Source organism: Streptomyces mauvecolor (genome assembly GCF_039532965.1).
GTDB lineage: Bacteria > Actinomycetota > Actinomycetes > Streptomycetales > Streptomycetaceae > Streptomyces > Streptomyces violascens.
Genome location: NZ_BAAASQ010000039.1, coordinates 1 through 16413 on the forward strand (window position 1 = coordinate 1; position 16413 = coordinate 16413).

At 66.8% G+C, this 16413-nt stretch carries 9 protein-coding genes and 1 pseudogene; 5 read left to right on the forward strand and 5 right to left on the reverse strand.

Annotated features, from left to right (window positions below; translation table 11 throughout):
- A partial coding sequence (locus ABD346_RS34470; RefSeq protein ID WP_344380255.1) for a deoxynucleoside kinase occupies nt 1-543 on the forward strand: 543 nt, incomplete at its 5' end.
- Nucleotides 544-702: 159 nt separating this feature from the next.
- Here ABD346_RS34470 and ABD346_RS34475 read toward each other — a convergent pair.
- Complete coding sequence (locus tag ABD346_RS34475; RefSeq protein WP_344380256.1) at nt 703-1590, reverse strand: hypothetical protein; 888 nt, start codon at nt 1588-1590, stop codon at nt 703-705.
- Nucleotides 1587-2012, reverse strand: a complete 426-nt coding sequence (locus tag ABD346_RS34480) for a hypothetical protein (RefSeq protein ID WP_344380257.1) — start codon at nt 2010-2012, stop codon at nt 1587-1589. Before ABD346_RS34480 ends, ABD346_RS34475 begins: the two co-directional genes overlap by 4 nt.
- A 107-nt stretch (nt 2013-2119) precedes the next feature.
- Here ABD346_RS34480 and ABD346_RS34485 point away from each other — a divergent pair, with 107 nt between their 5' ends.
- The gene (locus tag ABD346_RS34485; RefSeq protein WP_344380258.1) at nt 2120-3214 is read left to right on the forward strand and encodes a hypothetical protein; all 1095 of its coding nucleotides are present in this window, start codon (nt 2120-2122) and stop codon (nt 3212-3214) included.
- Nucleotides 3215-4014: 800 nt separating this feature from the next.
- Here the strand turns inward: ABD346_RS34485 and ABD346_RS34490 are convergent.
- A complete protein-coding gene (locus tag ABD346_RS34490) occupies nt 4015-4473 on the reverse strand; it encodes a hypothetical protein (RefSeq protein WP_344380259.1) in 459 nt (152 codons plus the stop codon).
- Nucleotides 4474-4819: 346 nt separating this feature from the next.
- Between ABD346_RS34490 and ABD346_RS34495 the strand changes: the two genes are divergently transcribed.
- From ABD346_RS34495 to ABD346_RS34505, 3 genes and pseudogenes are all read left to right on the forward strand, one after another.
- Nucleotides 4820-5758: a CHAT domain-containing protein gene (locus ABD346_RS34495; RefSeq protein WP_344380260.1), complete on the forward strand. Its 939-nt coding sequence runs from the start codon at nt 4820-4822 to the stop codon at nt 5756-5758.
- A gap of 367 nt (nt 5759-6125) precedes the next feature.
- Nucleotides 6126-7208: an integrase core domain-containing protein gene (locus ABD346_RS34500; protein ID WP_344380261.1), complete on the forward strand. Its 1083-nt coding sequence runs from the start codon at nt 6126-6128 to the stop codon at nt 7206-7208.
- Nucleotides 7209-7251: 43 nt separating this feature from the next.
- A pseudogene (locus ABD346_RS34505) lies at nt 7252-8213 on the forward strand (IS3 family transposase); the annotation flags it as partial.
- Nucleotides 8214-8767: 554 nt separating this feature from the next.
- Here ABD346_RS34505 and ABD346_RS34510 read toward each other — a convergent pair.
- Both ABD346_RS34510 and ABD346_RS34515 read right to left on the reverse strand, forming a co-directional pair.
- Nucleotides 8768-9253 carry a hypothetical protein gene (locus tag ABD346_RS34510; RefSeq protein ID WP_344380262.1) on the reverse strand — a complete coding sequence of 162 codons (486 nt, stop codon included), beginning with the start codon at nt 9251-9253 and terminating at the stop codon, nt 8768-8770.
- Nucleotides 9254-9286: 33 nt separating this feature from the next.
- Nucleotides 9287-16081: an RHS repeat-associated core domain-containing protein gene (locus ABD346_RS34515; RefSeq protein ID WP_344380263.1), complete on the reverse strand. Its 6795-nt coding sequence runs from the start codon at nt 16079-16081 to the stop codon at nt 9287-9289.
- Nucleotides 16082-16413 lie beyond the last annotated feature (332 nt).

Genomic DNA, 16413 nt, shown 5'->3' on the forward strand with positions numbered 1-16413 from the left:
GGACCCCATGAACTCCAACTTCCCCTGCAATCACGGACTCCACGCTACGAGGGGAGGGACAAGCTCTACTTCCTGCAGACGCGGTTCGCCTCGATCAAGGAGGCGTACAAGCGGGGCGACAACGTCCTGGACCGGTCCATCTACGAGGACTGGTACTTCGCCAAGGTCAACCACGACCTCGGCCGCATCAGCTCCCTCGAGATGCGGGTGTACGAGGGGCTGCTCGACGAGATGATGCGCGAGATCGACGGCCTGCCCTACCGCAAGGCACCGGACCTCATGGTCTACCTCAAGGCGGACTTCGAGACGGTGCTGCACCGGATCGGCCTGCGCGGACGCGATTTCGAACAGGACGAGGGCCTCGTCGAGTACTACCGGACGCTGTGGTCCGGCTACGACGACTGGGTGCACAAGCACTACTCCGCCAGCGAGGTTCTCGTCATCAACATGAACCGCACAGACGTGGTGAACAATCCCCAGGACGCTGCCCGCGTGGTGCAGGAGATCAGGGACGCCCTGACGGAGGCCCGCCTGCGGGCCTAAAGGCCGTCTCCGAGTGCGCCCCCCGTCTGGCACGTACTCAACGTCATCGGAGTAAGCGAACTCTTCGCCGGAGCACAGGAGCCGGACAAGCCGCAGCGCCACCAGCACGATGACCCAGCGGACACGCCCTAACACTTCGAGCGGGAAGCCAGGGTTGTCTCATGACCCCTTGCGGGCCACGACCGTGATCCGCTCGCCAAGAGCCTTGGTGAGCTGTCCCGAGTCCGCGGTCAGTCCCAACTGAACAGCGAGGGCAGCGCCGTGGAGATCGACTGCTGCCTCCGTCAGCATGGCGAGCGACGCCACAGCAAGGCGCCCGCGCCGGCATGCGGCGAGCAGGGTCGCCGCACCGATGAGGGCGGCCGGCCACCACAAGATCCCGATGGCCATGTAGCAGAGTCCCCAGCCTGCCAGGGCCGTCGCGGAGTTGAAGGTCCCCCGCACAGTGTCCAGTTCGGCCCGTGCCGAGTCTGGCAGGGTCAGCCACAGGCGGGGCCAGACGAAGGGAAGGTCCACGCCGTACTCCACGCGCACACGTGTCTCCACCGCCGCGAGCCTGTCGCCCATCCATGTCCCGTGGCACGGCTCCGCGAGACCGATGCGGTTGCGCGTCGCGGCATGGCGAACGAGCACCGCTTCGTCCCGTTCGAACGGCGGCTTGGCCGCCTCTGCCTCATAGTTCTGAGTTGCTCTCAGCCAGCGTTCTCTCCGGTGGGACGCCTTGAGGGCGCACGCCGTGAGGCGGCGGGGCCACTCGCCGACCCACACGGACGTCACCATTGCCGCGACGGCCTTGGCCAGCAGTCCCGCCGCCGCGGCAGCCAGCACAAGAGCCGCAGTGGCAAGGGCGACTTCAGCCGCCGGGCGAGAGGCGGCCGTGTCCAGGCGCTTGAGAGCGGAGCGCAGTTTTGCGAGGTCATGCCAGTGCCCGTGGCCGAGGGTCAGCCCCATCATCAGCGTGCCGAGGAATAGGGCTCCAGGCAGTACGAGCACGGAGAGCCACTTGTCCGCGAGCTTCTTGCCGAGTTCGGTCAGGAACGCCGTCATGCTGTCGGGCTCCGTTCAACGAGCGGGCAGCCGTCGACCTGGCACACCGGTATGTTCTTTCCGGGCCGTCGTACCCACAGGCGCGTACAGCCGCGTGCGGGGCAGCCGAAGACCTGCGGCAGGGGCTCCCCCACCGAGGTGCCCGGCCAGGTGGGGCCCTCGGAACGGATCGTAGGGCGGAAAGGGATCTCCGCTTGACGCAGCAGTTCGGTGAGCAGGTAGGCCGAAGAGGCATCCTGGTCCAGGGAGTCGGGTGGCACCACCGTGCCAAGGATGCGGCGGAGTGGTTGCGTGAAGTCATCCCCGCTCCTCGCGGCGGCGAGCACCTCGCCCAACGCGGCCCGCTGCTCCGGGCGCACCAGTTTCCGGGCCAGCACCTCGTAATACGTACAGAACGTTTCCAGGTCTTCCGGCTCGTTCATAGGTAGTTCATTCCCCATGCCGTGTATGCCCCGAACACCGTCACACCGGTGGGAGAGTGGATATCCTGGACAGGGATGATGCGGCACCGCGGTGTCAGGGGGCTTCCATGGACGTTCACGAGGCGTGCGAGCGCCTGGAGCGGCGTGTAAGGGACTGCAGCGAGGGCGCCGACGCGGACCTCTCCTCGGACGCGGCCACCGAGGAACTGGAGACGCTGTGCCGTCACATCCAACTGAACTTGGCGACCCCGTCGGTAGAACAGCCCTTGGATCAAGTCCAGGTGGCCGGCTGGGCACACTGGTATCGCCATCTGGCGGCGGCCGCCGGGTCCCGTGCCAAGACTGAGGAGCTGCAGGAGGCGCTGTGGCTGCTCGACTTCGTCTACGACTACGACCCGGTGCACGTGCCACGGGACGCGAGGGTCTTCTTGGAACGGCGCGCACAGATGGGCGAACTGCGGCTGATCCTGGCGGACGAGAGCGAGGAGACACACGCGCGCACAGTGCAAGCGCTTCTGCCGCTGATCCAGCTCCTGGAAGATGAATTGGCCACGTACGTGATGGAGGACACTCTCGCCGAATACGTGGAGCGCCATGAACAGTGGGCGGCCTTGACATCCCATGCCATGGCGCTCATGGGCTGGGGCAATGCCCTGTTGATGCAGTTCCTCGAATTCAGCGGAGAGACGGAAACGCTCGACAAGGCCGTCTCCTACCTCCAGCAGGCCGTTGCCCGTGCAGCAGAGGGAGCCGAACACGACCTGGCTGCCTCGACCTTGGCGCGCGCGCTGGGCAAGCGCAACGCGTTGCACCGCGCGCTCGTCATGGAGGCCCATGACAGAGAAGAAGGAGCAGCAGGCGACCGGACAGCTGAGACCGCAGAGGGGGACGAGAGCAGGGGCTCGCGCGAGGACCACCCAACGCTGAGGACCGAGGACCTGGCTGCCCGCGGCCGCCAGCTGCGCAGAGCCTATGAACACACCGGAGATCCGCAGCGTTGGACCGGGCCGTCGAGCTGCTGCGGCAGGCCGCTGCAGCACCCTCGGACGATGGGTGCGCGTCGGCCGAGCTCGGCATCGCCCTGCGCTGTGTCTTCGAGCGACGTCGAGACCGGTCGTTCCTCGATGAGGCCGAGGAAGCCGGCCGACGGGCCGTGGCGAGGGCAACGGGACACCTTCGCCAATATGCCCTGGACGCGTTAGGGGCCACGCTCCTCGCCCGTTGCTCTCTCGACGAGGACCGGGCGGTCCTGGACGAGGCGATCACGACGCTGCGGTCCGCCGTCGCGCTGCTGACCGAGGATTCCGGCAACTGGGCCGGCGCGCTGACGAACCTGGGTAGTGCACTCGCGCAAAAGGCGCTTCTCAGCGATGACGACGTCCTGTTGGACGAGGCTATCGAGCTGCTGCGGTCGGCCTGTTCCAGTTCACCGCCGAATGACCCCTATCTGGCGGTTGTTCTTGGAAACCTGAGCCGTGCACTCCGATCCCGCGCGGCCTGCTTGGGCGGTGACACAGCCGACCTGCGGGAAGCGATAGAGCTTGGATGGCAGGCCGTCGCGCATCCGGGCGGCCGCGCAGTGTGGGCCGCACAGGTCGCGGGCCTAGCGGACGCCCTCGTGTCCTGGTTCTCGGTACGCGGCGAGCCGGCCGCGTTGGACCAGGCCGTGGAACTGCTCCGCCAAGCCCTCGACAGCGAGGACATCGACCCCGATTTGCGCGGCGAGATGGGCTTCACCTTGGCCTATTGCCTGGTGGCTCGGTGGCCCGCCGCGCGGAGCCCGGACGACCTGGCCGAGGCCATCGACATCTTGGAGGGGAAGCGAGCATCAGCCCCCATGTCCACGCGCACACCAGCGGTGGACGGCCTCTTGGGAGGCGCACTGTGTTCCCGGAGCGAGCTGAACGATGATCTCGATGATCTGGACCGGGCCGTCGAGCATCTGGAGGCCGCCGTGGCCGGAGCACAGGCACACGGGGAGGACGCCTCCACGCACGAGGCGTCACTGGGCCGGATGCTGGGAATCCGTCACATGCGGCAGCGCCGCGCCAACGACTGCACCGGAGAGCACGCGAGCGAGCGTGGGGAATCCGGCGACGGACGGCGTGCGATCAGCCTCCTGTCCGCGGTAGCACGACGCAGCAGGGTCCCGCCTTCCCTGCGGAGGCTTGCCGGCCAAGGATGGGTGGTCACCGCGCTGAACATCGGTCGGCTGGATGAGGCCCTGGCGGGGTACGAGGTGCTGTTTGACCTGCTGGAAATGTCCGGGCCGCGCCAGCTGTTCCGGCAAGACCAAGAGCACCAATTCCAGCTCATGGCAGGGATGGTCTGTGACGCCGCTGAGTGCGCGCTCGCGGTGAACCAGGTGCCGGCGGCGCTGGCGTTCTTGGAATGCGGGCGCGGCGTGCTGATCAGGGACGCGCTGAATCGGCGTCTTGACCTCGACGATCTCCGCCGCCATTCCTCGGACCTGGCCGATGCGTTGGCACGGGTCAACACGGACTTGGACGGCTACCCGGCGGACCTGCCACTGGGGATTCCCGGCGAAGTGTTCAGACGCTGGACGACCGACCGACGGCACCGGCTGCTGACCACGCGACAAGAACTGGTCCACCGCATACGGAAATCAACCCCGCTCAAGCGCTTCGAACTTCCAGCAGAGCTAGAAGAGTTGTCGCCCCTCGCCGCCGAGGGACCCATCGTGGTGGTCAATCTCGGAGCGGGGCGCAGCGACGCCGTGATCCTGGTGGACGGCGGTCCCGAGGTAGTGCGCCTTCCTGGCCTCTCCCTCACCGAGACAGAAGACCGTGTGGCCGCCTTCCACCGCGATCCAGGAGTCCTCGAACCGCTCGGCCGACCCGGAAGAGCAGGAGGAGGCAGAGGCCACCGTCGTCGCGACGCTGGCCTGGCTGTGGTCGGTCCTGGCGGAACCCGTCCTCGACCGCCTCGGTCTCGGCCCGCGGCCCGACGGGGACACCGCCGCAGACCCGTGGCCGCGCCTGTGGTGGTCCCCCACGGGGCTGCTGAACTTCCTGCCGCTGCACGCAGCCGGCACCTTCGAGACAGGCGCATCAGCACTGGACCGCGTCGTGTCCTCCTACACCCCCACCCTGCGGATGCTGGGCGAGTCCCGCCGGCCTCGCGTCCCAGCGGCAACGGAGCCCCGTTTGCTGGTGGTCGCCCTGCCCAGGACCCCGGGCATGACGGCGCTCGACGGAGTCAGCCGCGAGGTGATGACGCTTGCCAAGCGCTTCGGCAAGCTGACGCCCCTGATCGGCCCGAACGCAACCACGGAGAACATCCTCCGCGTGTTGCCCAGGCACCCCTGGGTGCACATCGGCTGTCACGCACTGACGAACCTCGCGCAGCCTTCCGAGAGTCATCTCGTCGCCCACGACGGTCGCGTCAGCATCCGTGACCTCGCCGGGGTCCGTACGGAACAGGGCGAACTCGCCTTCCTCGCAGCATGCGACACGGTACGAGGCGCACCGGGAATCCCCGACGAGGCGATACACCTGGGGGCAGCATTCCAACTCGCCGGCTACCGCCATGTCATCGGCACCCTGTGGGAAGCAGCCGACGATGTAGCGGCCCGGATCGTCGAGGACGTCTACAAGGCGGTGCCACGGGACTCTCCGATCGCGTCCGGAATCCCGATCGCCCTCCACACGGCCGTCTGCGCGCTGCGCCAGCGCTACCCCCGCGTGCCGTCCCTGTGGTCGGGGTACGCACACTTCGGGCCGTAAGACAACGGCCCTCCTTCAGGCTCCAGCCGTCGTTGAACCAGCGCCAGGAGTGCCACCTGTCACGCCATCGGGGCTGGAGTTACGGGCCAGCAGTGCCCACCAGAGCCGCACACTCTTCTCCGGAGTGGCCCGGCCGGGCCTCATCCACGATCAGACCATCACGCGCACCGAGGGCATCGCCGAGCAGTTCCGCCTCTCTCCCCCCAATGTCAAGGCTCTGTCGCGCAGAGCCTTCCCTCGCTCACCGCCTCGAGCGAACTCCTGTGGGCGCCGATAATTCTGTCACCTACGCTGAGCTGCGGCTTAAGGGTCACGATGTGATCACGTCGAGGGTGTTCATGAGCCCGTCGGCGCACGCTGGGGAACCGTGACGTTCCGCCTGGTCTATCGATTCGGTTGCCTGCTGCTGGGCTGGCTGCGCCTGCTGGTGCGGTCCTCCGCGGCCAAGGATGTCGAGATACTGGTGCTCCGGCAGCAGTTGGCCGTCCTGCAGCGCAGCAGCCTCAAGCCCGCCTTCACGCGCGGGGACCGCGCGGTGCTCGCTTCCCTGCTCCGGCTTCTGAGCAAGCGTCACCGTTCAGCACTGAAGCTGCTGGTCACCCCGCGTACCGTGCTGGGCTGGCACGCGAGGCTGGTCGCGAAAAAGTGGACCTACCCGCCGCACCGACCGGGCCGTCCGGCCAAGCCCGAGGCGCTGCGTGCTCTGGTGCTGCGCCTGGCCCGCGAGAACGACGGATGGGGGTATCGCCGCATCCACGGCGAACTGCTCAACCTGGGCTGGACGGTCGCCGCCTCCACCGTCTGGGAGACCCTGCGCAAAGCCGGGGTCGATCCGGCGCCCCAGCGTGCCGACCGCTCCTGGGCGAAGTTCCTCACCGCCCAGGCCCAGGGGATCCTCGCCGTCGACGTCTTCCATGTCGACACCGTGTTCCTGCGGCGCCTGTTCGTCCTGTTCTTCATCGAGCACGGCACCCGGCGGGTGCACATCGCCGGGATCACCCGGCACGTCACCACCGAGTGGGCCACTCAGCAGGCCCGCAACCTCCTGATGAAGCTGGACGACACACGCACCGTCGGCATCCGGTACCTGATCCGCGACAACGCCGGCTACTTCACCGAGGCCTTCGACGCAGTCTTCACCACCGCCGGCGCCCGTGTGGTGCCCATCCTGCCGGGCGTGCCCCGGATGAACGCGATCGCCGAGCGGTGGGTCGGATCCTGCCGCCGCGAGGCCACCGACCGGGCCCTGATCACCGGCGAGCGGCACCTGCGCCTCGTCGTCGAGGAGTACGCCGGCCACCACAACGAGCATCGCCCTCACCGATCGCTAGGACAGCGATGCCCCGATGCTGTCGGCGCGCCCGAACCACCCGCCGTCGGTAACCCATCGGGTGTCATCCGACGCGACCGCCTCGGCGGTCTCATCCACGAATACACGCAGGTCGCATAGGGTGACGGAGGTTATCGGCACCCACAGGGCGCGGGTGAAGGAACTCGAGCTCGAGCGGGAGATCCTGCGGAGGGCCGCGAAGTATTTCGCGGCCGAGACCAGCTGGTGAGCAGCCGCTTCCAGTTCGTCGCCGACAACCGGGACGCCTTCGGCGTCAAGCGGCTGTGCCGGATGCTGCAGGTCTCGCGCTCCGGCTTCTACCGGCACCTGGCCGGCGAGGACGCGCGGGCCGGCCGGGCCCGGGCCGATGCCGAGCTCGCCGGGCGGATCACCGAGATCCATCAGGAATCGGACGGCACCTACGGGGCCCCGCGCGTCACCGCCGAACTCCGGGACGGCGGCGAGCGAGTCAATCACAAGCGGGTGGCACGCGTCATGCGCAAGTTCAACATCGTCGGTCTGCACCTGCGCAAGAAGGTCCGCACCACCATCCCCGAACCGGCGGCGACGCCGGTGCCGGACCTGCTGCAGCGCGACTTCACCGCGGCCGAGCCGAACACCCGCTATGTCGGCGACATAACCTACCTCCCGATCGGAAGCGGCCGATTCCTTTACCTGGCAACGGTGTTGGACCTCTGCTCGAAACGGCTGGCGGGCTGGTCGATCGCCGATCACATGCGGACCGAGCTGGTCACCGACGCGCTCAGGGCCGCGGCTGCCGCCCGGGGTGCCGGCGGCCTGCGCGGCGCGGTGTTCCACAGCGACAACGGGGCGCAATACGGCTCGAAGGAGTTCGCCCAGGTCTGCTCGGAGCTCGGCGTGATCAGATCGCGCGGCGCGGTGGGCACGAGCGCGGACAACGCTGCCGCGGAATCGCTGAACGCGACCATGAAACGCGAGACGCTCCAGGGACGGAAACAGTGGAACGGGGCCCGTGAGGCCCGGCTCGCGGTCTTCCGGTGGGCGACCCGCTACAACACCAGAAGAAGGCACTCCGGCCTCGGCCAGATCAGCCCGAACACTTACGAACAGCGATCAACTACGGTGATGGCCACCGCCGCATGACAACCGGTGTCCACGGTCAAGGGTGAAGCCCCCCTCTCAACGACGAGCGGCTACACCCAAATCGAGTCGAAGAAAGCGATGAAGGCCCGCGGGATGAAATCACCGGACCGCGCGGAGGCGATACTCCTTGCCCTGTACGAGCCTGAGCCCCTGCACAAGCCGCGCAGCCGTGGCCTTCTCAGCTGAACGGCCCGCACTGTGAGCAGCTGCGGCACCGAGTGGCAGGGCAGCAGGTGCGCGTTCACCACGCCGCGGGGAAGAGCCATCGACCCGACCCACCTCCCTGAGACCTCCACTGCGTCCCTCTGCAAGTTTGGTCTCCGCCGCATCCGCTTCCACAACCTCCGCCACTCGACCGCCGACCTCTACGCCCACATCTTGCTCCGCCTCCAGCACCAAGCCATCGACACCTTGGGGAATGCCCTCGGCACCGAGGACGATGGCTCTGACGACCCACCCGCCGCAATCGTTGTCCGCTGACGTTGCCATCAAGACACCCGAAGGCCCCACCGGCACCATCTTGCCGGTGCGGCTTTTGAATTCACACTTCCAGGCTATGCCCGTGGAATCAGAAGAACGTTCCGAGCGCTGCCTTCAGAGAGCCATTCCTCGGATTCATGGAACTCCACAAGTTCACGAACCGAGACCCGAACGTCCGGATCGGAAGCCTGAATAGCTTCATTGAAGGCATTCACTGCCGCAGGACCAGCATGGGTCAGGATTAGCAGGACGTTTCCACTCTGATCCTGGGGGATGGAAAGGAGTTCCCTGGACGCATCGGCCACTCCCTGACCGAGGTCCGAATTAGGAAAGCGACCCAAAGCCGCATGCGCCGCCTGGTAGGCCCCGTAATCCTCCTCAGCCTTCAGGGAGGAAACGATCGCAGCGACACCAGAGGGTCCTTCGCTTCCAGTCACCGAATCGGCCAGCTCGACATAACGATTCCAGCGGCGCTCAGCCTCGCCGGGCGGGGTGACCTCATCATCGTCTTGCACGAGGTCACCGCACTCCACAATCTCCACTTTCCAGTCTGACGACACGCGAGTCTCATTTCGTTCCGTGCGATTTCCCAGCTAGGGGTTTTGCCCTGCAGCCCACTTTCGAAGGGCCTTGTTCTGACTGAGGCTCATCCACATTTCCGTGATCGCCTCGTCGTACTTATTGCCGAACCGGGACCGAATATCGTTCACGTCCATCTGTATAGCCCCCCGGAAGTCACCACCGTCTATCAGCTCCTTCTGCCGCATGCGCCACGCCTTCGACTCAAGCGAGGATCCGGTGCTGTAGACGGCGCGGTGGTCGGCATAATCCATCCGAACTGACGGTCCGCTGTACTTGCTGAGAGGGCTGGACGAATTTGCAGGAACGTGATTGATCTCGTTTCCCGCACCCGCAGGTTGCAGATCTCCGTATTTCCCACCGTTCGCGACAGGGCAATTGTGAACCAGGACCGGCGTGGCCCCCGCAACCACATAGTACGTGTGGATGTGGTCAACCGTCAGGTTGTACGTCGTGATGGCACGGTGGTAGTTCCGCACGCTGACGACCGTGATCGAAGTGCCATCGGGCTGGCGGAGTTGTTCGCCCGGCTTCAGTTCGGCTGCGTCGACCCACTGCTTGCGGCTGGCGTCCCAGTACGGGTGGTGCTGGGTGGACGTGACCGTCTTGTCGCCGGTCTCGGTGTGGACCGTGGTGTCGGTGAAGTCCTTGTCCGTCAGCGTGACGACGACGTCGGTGACCTTCTCCGGCTTAGTCGTGTTGGTGAGCGGATCGGTGGCTTCAACCGTGTCGCCGACCTTGACCTCGTTGATCGGCCTCGATGAGCCGTCGGCGAAGAGGACAGTCGTCGCAGCCGGGAAGCTGTTGCATCCAGGCGAGGTACCCGATTCCGCCCCGCTACTGGCGGAGCTTGATTCCGCCCGACTGCTGGCAGTCGTCTCCGCCTTCGTGGCCGCCGTAGCTGCGGCTTCGGCCTCCGACCCACCACCTGACTTGGTGAAGGCTTTGGCCGCGCGGGCAGCACCGCCCACCACTGCGGCGCCTACCCCGGTGGCTAGTACCGCCTCTCCAGCTCCGGCGACCGCAGCGCTTGCCACGGACGCTGCGGCGCCTAGTGCCATGCTGTCTGCGAATCCGTTCACCCCGGCCATCACGATGCCGGCGCATGCAACCCCTGCGGGCGTCATGCACGCCGAGACGACTGCCACGACCACGACCGTGATCACCACGACGACGGCGACCACCTCAACCGTGTCGAGCACTTTGCTCCACAAGCTGTGATGCTTCTTCTTCGGCTTCGGCTTACTCACCGGCTTCGGCTTGTCGTTAGTCGTGCCACGGTTGCCGTCGTTGTTGGCCGTGCCGTCGTTGTTCCAGTCGTCGGCATAGCAGGCGGCGCCGCCCTCGCCGCACATCTGCATCAGGCCAGTCGGGTCGCTGCTGGTGACCGGGGTGTTGCCCGAGTAGGCGTAGCCGTTGATGGACTGCGGGTTGGTCGGGTCGAGGATCGGGTCGACGGAGAGGAAGCGGCCCAGGTTGGGGTCGTATTCGCGGGCGCCGAGGTTGGTGAGGCCGGTGTCGGTGTCCGTCGTTCCGCCGACGAAGCCCTTGTCGCCCGGCCAACTGGTAGGCACTGGTGCGCCGTTGCGGTTCTGACCGAAGGGGGTCATCGGTCGGCGCTGGACGGACAGCGTGGCTGAGTCGATCGCGACGTTGTCGGTGCCGTTCGGGTCGGAGGCCAGGTATGTCAGGTGGCCGCCGGTGCTGCGGGCGACGGTCAGCCCGCCAGGTGCGGTGTAGTAACGGGTGGCACTGGTGGTGTTGGCCGCCTTGTCGAGGACGACCTCGGTGCCGGCCAGATACAGCGTCGCCGTAGTTGGGTCGTGGCGGAGGAGTTGGTAACCGTCGGCGTCGTAGACGAAGTCGGTGCCCTTGTCCTGCTGGGTCTTTGTGATGGTGTCGAGCTTGTCTTCGTCGGTCCAGGTGAAGTTCTGGGTTCCGGCGCCGGTGGTGTGGGCGGTGGTGTTGCCTGATGCGTCGTAGGCGAAGGTGTCTGTGCTCGTCCCGGCTGCCTTGCTGCCCGTGGTCATGGACTGCACGGCGTGCGGGTGCGGCTGTCCGGCAGCGGGGTAGGTCTCGGTGTGTGTCGTGTCCTTGTCGGTGTTGCCCGTTACGTCGTGGTCGACTTCGCTGGTCCGGTTGCCGGTCAGGTCGTAGCCGAAGGACTGCCAGTACGGGTTCGGGCCACCCAGGTTCGCGGCGCTGGGCTTGGTGTTAGTGCAGCCTCCGATTCCGCCGGCCTTCGGGGCTGGTTCGGTGCTGGTACCGCCCTTGTCGGTCCAGGCCTCGGTCAGACGGTCAAGGTAGTCGTAACTGAAGCACTGGGTGTCGGTCTGGCCGGTGTCCTGGACGTCGGAGACGGACGTGACGGCTCCGGACGGGGTGTAGGTGTAGTTGGTGACGTCGACCGAGGAGGTGGTATTGGTCTCCTTGTCCAGGGTCGACTTCAGGACCCGCCCGGTGGCTGCGTCGTAACTGTTGGTCTGCACGACCTGGTTGGGGACGTCGCCGACGGTGCTCCGCTGGACCTGGCCGAGCGGGGTGTAGGTCATGCCGCTCAGGTAGTCGGCGTCACCACCGGCCAGGAGGAGCTGTCCCGCGAGGTTGTACGAGTAGTACACCGTCTCGCCGGTCAGGCCGCCCGCGGCCGGCATCGTCGTACTGTCGAGCAGTCCGACGTTGGGCGTGTACGCCATGCCCGTGTTGTAGGTGCCTGCCAGCTTCCCCTCGGAGGCGGGGATGGTGACCGACGATCCGGTCGGACGGTAACCAGTGTCGTAGCCGGTTACCGACGTCGTGTACGCGTTGCCATTGACGTAGTGAGTCGACGAGGTGGGGTAGCCCTTGGCCAGCGTGTCGTACGTCCACGATGCAAGCTGGGTACCCGTGGTCGACCCGGAGTACTCGGCGGTCTTTCGGCCGAGGGCGTCGTAGGTGTAGGCCAGGGTCTTGCTGCGGGCGTCCGTGGTTGAGGTGACCTGGTCGAGGTCGTTGTAGGTGTAGGTGGTGGTCCCGGTGTCCGGGTCCGTGGACGAGGCCTTGCGGCCGCGCAGGTCGTAACTAGTGCTCCACTTGTTGCCGGAGCTGTCGGTCACCAGGTCCTGCTGGCCTGCCACGTTGTAGTGGTACTGGGTGCTGTCGGCATCGCCGGTAGGCGTGGGGCCGTGGTACTGAAGGAGCGCGGTCGTGCGGCCACGCGCGTCCATGACCTTGCTGCTCGCGGATGCTCCGGACGGCGGGGTGACGTCGACCCGGTCGGCTCCGGGGTAGGTCGTGGTGCTGCGCCATTGTTCGACGGCGTAGCTGGAGAGCGCCTGGGCGACGGGTCGGCCCATTCCGTCGAAGTAGGTGCCGGTCTGTGAGGGAACCTGGTCGTCGTTGACGACGTAGAGGGTGGTGGAGGGGTCGGCCGTGTTGTAGTACTCGGCGTTGGTCTTCACCGTCCGGCCGTGGCTGTCGTAGTAGGTGTCCGAGATCAGGCGCCCCGAGCCGCCGTCGCCGCTGCTCTGCTGCTCCTGGCGCAGTCGGAGCAGCCCGTCGTAGAGCTTGTAGTCGACGCCGTAGGACTCGTCCTCGCGGAGGGTCTGGGTCGTCACGACGCTGGGCGTGGTGTTGTTGAGCGCGTAGGTGAACTTGTTGTTGGGCGACTTGGTCGCCTTGGCCCGGCCAGGCAGCCATACGGCGGAGATCCGGCCGAGCGGGTCATATGTGACGTCGGTGATGCGTCCGTTGGCGTCCGTCGTGGTGAGCGGAATGGCACGCAGCGGGTCGTAGGTCGTGGTGCTCTTCCACCCTGTGGTGGCGGGGGCGACGGCCGGCTGTGTGCTGGTGATCGAGGTCGGCAGTGCCCCAGTGGCCGGGGTGTAGGCGGTGGAGGTCGTGGCACCGACCGCGTTCGTCACGCTGGTGGTACGGCCGTAGTCGTCGTAAGTCGTGGTGCCGACGGTCTTGAGCTGTGCGGTGCCCGAACTGTCGAAGTGGTCGAGCGCCTGGGTCTCCGAGATGTCGCCGGTGGCGCCGAGTGTGCCGAAGCTCTTGCTGTCGTAGATGTTGCGCGTGTCGGCCAGGGTGTGGGTTGCGTCCGCCGTGGTGTCGCACCCACCGGCGACCTTGATGGCTTCGGCGGGGAAGGCCAGCATGTTCGCCGCGGTGTTCTGGGCGTAGCTGGTCGTGGTACAGGTTTCCGGGGTGGCGGCTGTGCCGTCGCCCTTGTCGTCGACCGCGGTGACGAGTCCGTCGGAGTTGTAGGTGGTGTCCGTCTCGGTGGTGCGCCAGGAGCCGTCCGCGAGCAGTGCACGCTGGTGTACGGCGGCGATCCCGCCCAGGCGAGCCGTCAGATCGGGCAGCCCGGTCCGCTTGTGGGTCGCGGTGATCCGGCCTGACCACGGATCGTTGAGGGTCGCCGATTTCAGCGCGCCGCCGATGGTGTCGTACGTACGGCTCTCGCGGGCGAACCCGGCGAGCTGGTCATCGTCGGCGAGTGTCCCCCCGGCCGAATCGGTGACGGCGACGGAACGCTTGGAGCCGTCGGCCTTCACATCGCCGTTCATTCCGCGCATGTAGAGCGTGGAGGACTGGGTGAGCGTCTGTGGGGCGGCACCGGTGTGGGTGATGACTTCGCCGTAGCCACGGAACTGGCCCCAGGTGCGGTTCTTGGGGTCGGTGAGTTCCTCGTCGTCGTGGTGCCAGGCCGCGCCGCCGAGGTACTCGTACGAGGTGGACTTGGTGGCGGCGCCGATCCCGGTTTTGTCGACCTCGGTGACTTGCTGGACGAGGTACTTGTGGAACCAGTCGAGGACCGGGTCGCTTGCTCCCTGCGGTGTCCAGTAGACCGGATAGCAGGACATGGTGTTGCTGTCCGGTGTCGCGGGCATGTGGGTGCCCTTGACGCACTCGGGATCCTTGTAGACGACGTTGATCTGGCCGCCGGACTCGGTGTTGATGGCGTTGATGCGCAGCCGGAAGATCGGCGGGATGTTGTCCACGGCTCCGACCCGGTTGGCCATCCGCTGGCCGAGGAAGGTGACCGTGGGGGTGGCCGCTGTGCCACCGTCGTTTCCGGTGTGGGTTACCGAAGCCAGCCACAGGGCGGGCTTGTTGGTGTCGCCGGAGGCCGGGAACTGGTGGGTGAGCGTGTAAGTGTCGGCGGTGGAGTAAGCGGTGCCGACCAGGACCTGGGTGGTGATGGTCGTGAGCCGCTTGGTGCTCCAGAACGACGGGGCGTGGTTCGAGCAGGTGCCGGTGGAGGGGCAGTTCTGGTCGAACGGGACGTCCGGCCAGTGCGCCGCGTTCGCCGTGGTCAGCAGGTTCGGGGCACAGGTGAAGTTCGCGTCCGGGACGCAGCGCTCTGCGGTTGTGAAGATGACCTGTGCTGCGGCCTTCTTGCCCGCGATGACGTCCGGCAGTCGCTGACCGTAGGTGATGGTGGTGAGGTAGCCGCCGCGTATGTACGGGGTCAGGGTGTTGGCCGTGCCCCTGGCGTAGTAGTTGGACTCCGTGTTGTACGCGTATGTGGTGACGTTCTGGTTGGTGTCGACGACGAAGTCGAGCGCCCAGCGCCATGCCTGCTGGCACCAGGAGGTGTCGAAGGTCGTCCCGTGGCAGGGTTCGCCAGCGTCGTTGCCGAAGACAGGTGCGGTCCAGGCCGAGTTGGTGGCGGGGGTGGTGGTGCTGCCGGGGGCGTGGTTGAGGCCGAAGTAGTACTGCACACCGTTGGTCGTGGTGATCCGCCAGTACTCGCCGTTCTGGGCTCCGTTCGCTGCCCCCGTGAGGTGCTCGACCCGCGAACCGTCGTCGCTGTTCTCCCGCCAGGTGCCGGTGGTGTCGTCCTTGACCAGCTTCACGGAGCGGCCGCCCAGCGACATGGTCATGCTCTCGCCCGACCAGCAGTTGTCGCCAACGGTGTTGGGCTGGCCGTCCTTGGAGCACGGTTTGTAGGAGCGTTCGATGAAGCCGGGGTCGTAGTCCCAGCCGTCACCGATCCAGGATGCCTGGTTGTTGGTGGCCGAGGTCCGGCCGTCGAGGCTCGCCGAGTCATAGGAGAGGGAGACGGCGGGCGCGGATCCACCCAGCGGCGACGGCACGCTGACGGGGTACGTCCAGTTGAAGTCGCCCGTTGACGTCCCCGCGCTCCAAGTCCCGGACGGGGCAAGGGCGGTGGCCGAGTAGGTGCCTCCGGCTCCGCCCGGGGCGGGTGCGGCTGCGAGGACCATGGGCTGCGCGCCGCCAGCAGAGAAGGCCTGCGGGGTGGCTGCGGCGCCGTTCAGTTGCGCCGCGGACGGCGAGGCCGTACCAGGGGGCGTTCCGGAGGTGGGGAGGGCAACGTCAGCGACCAGTCGGTGGTTCGCGTAGTCGTTGTGGAAGGGGATGGGCTTGGCGGTGCGGCACTGGGCTGCCTGCGGCGTGGTCAGGGCGCATGCCGGGAGCTGGACCAGTTGGAGCCGGGAGGTGTAGTCGCCCCCGTAGGCGTTGGCGAATCCGGAGTACTCCAGGCCGACCGAGACCTTGCCGTCCCCCTTGGTGGTGGCGTTGTTGGTCAGGGACACCAGGACGCCGTTGATGCCGGCTCGCTGCGCCTCGTCGCGTCCCGCGACCGTGACGGCGACCTTGTCCGGCGTCTGACCGGCTGCTGTCGTGGCCTGGTGCTGCTTGGTGAGAGACCCGGGACGGCCCAGCCAGACCGGGGTGCCGATGACGGAAGCGGGCCCGGGCTCCACGGAGGGAGCGGTCTTGGGTGAGAGCGACTGTGCGGATCCAGGGTTGCCCACGGCCGGGTTCGCCAGCGTGCGGGTGGCCGCGGGCCACACCACGGGAGCCTGTGCAGGCGCTGCCTGACTCGGTCCGTGCAGCGGCGAGCGCGACGGAGGTGCCGCTGATACACCGTCATGTCCGGTAACCGAGTGCTGTTTGTCGAGCGGCCGTGGCGACCACAGCTTCGGCAAATCGTGTCCCCGGGCGAAGACCGGAGCCCCTGAGAGCATCGTCAACGTCAGCGCCAGACAGGTCGTCAAAGCGACCGTATTGCGCCGTGCGCAGGCACGCCGGATCCAGCCAAAAATCAGCGAGAAACTCCCGCTTTTACTCTTCACTAAAGCCCCACCCCTGGAAACAAAATAGACGGGAAAGCTATCAGCGAGTCTCT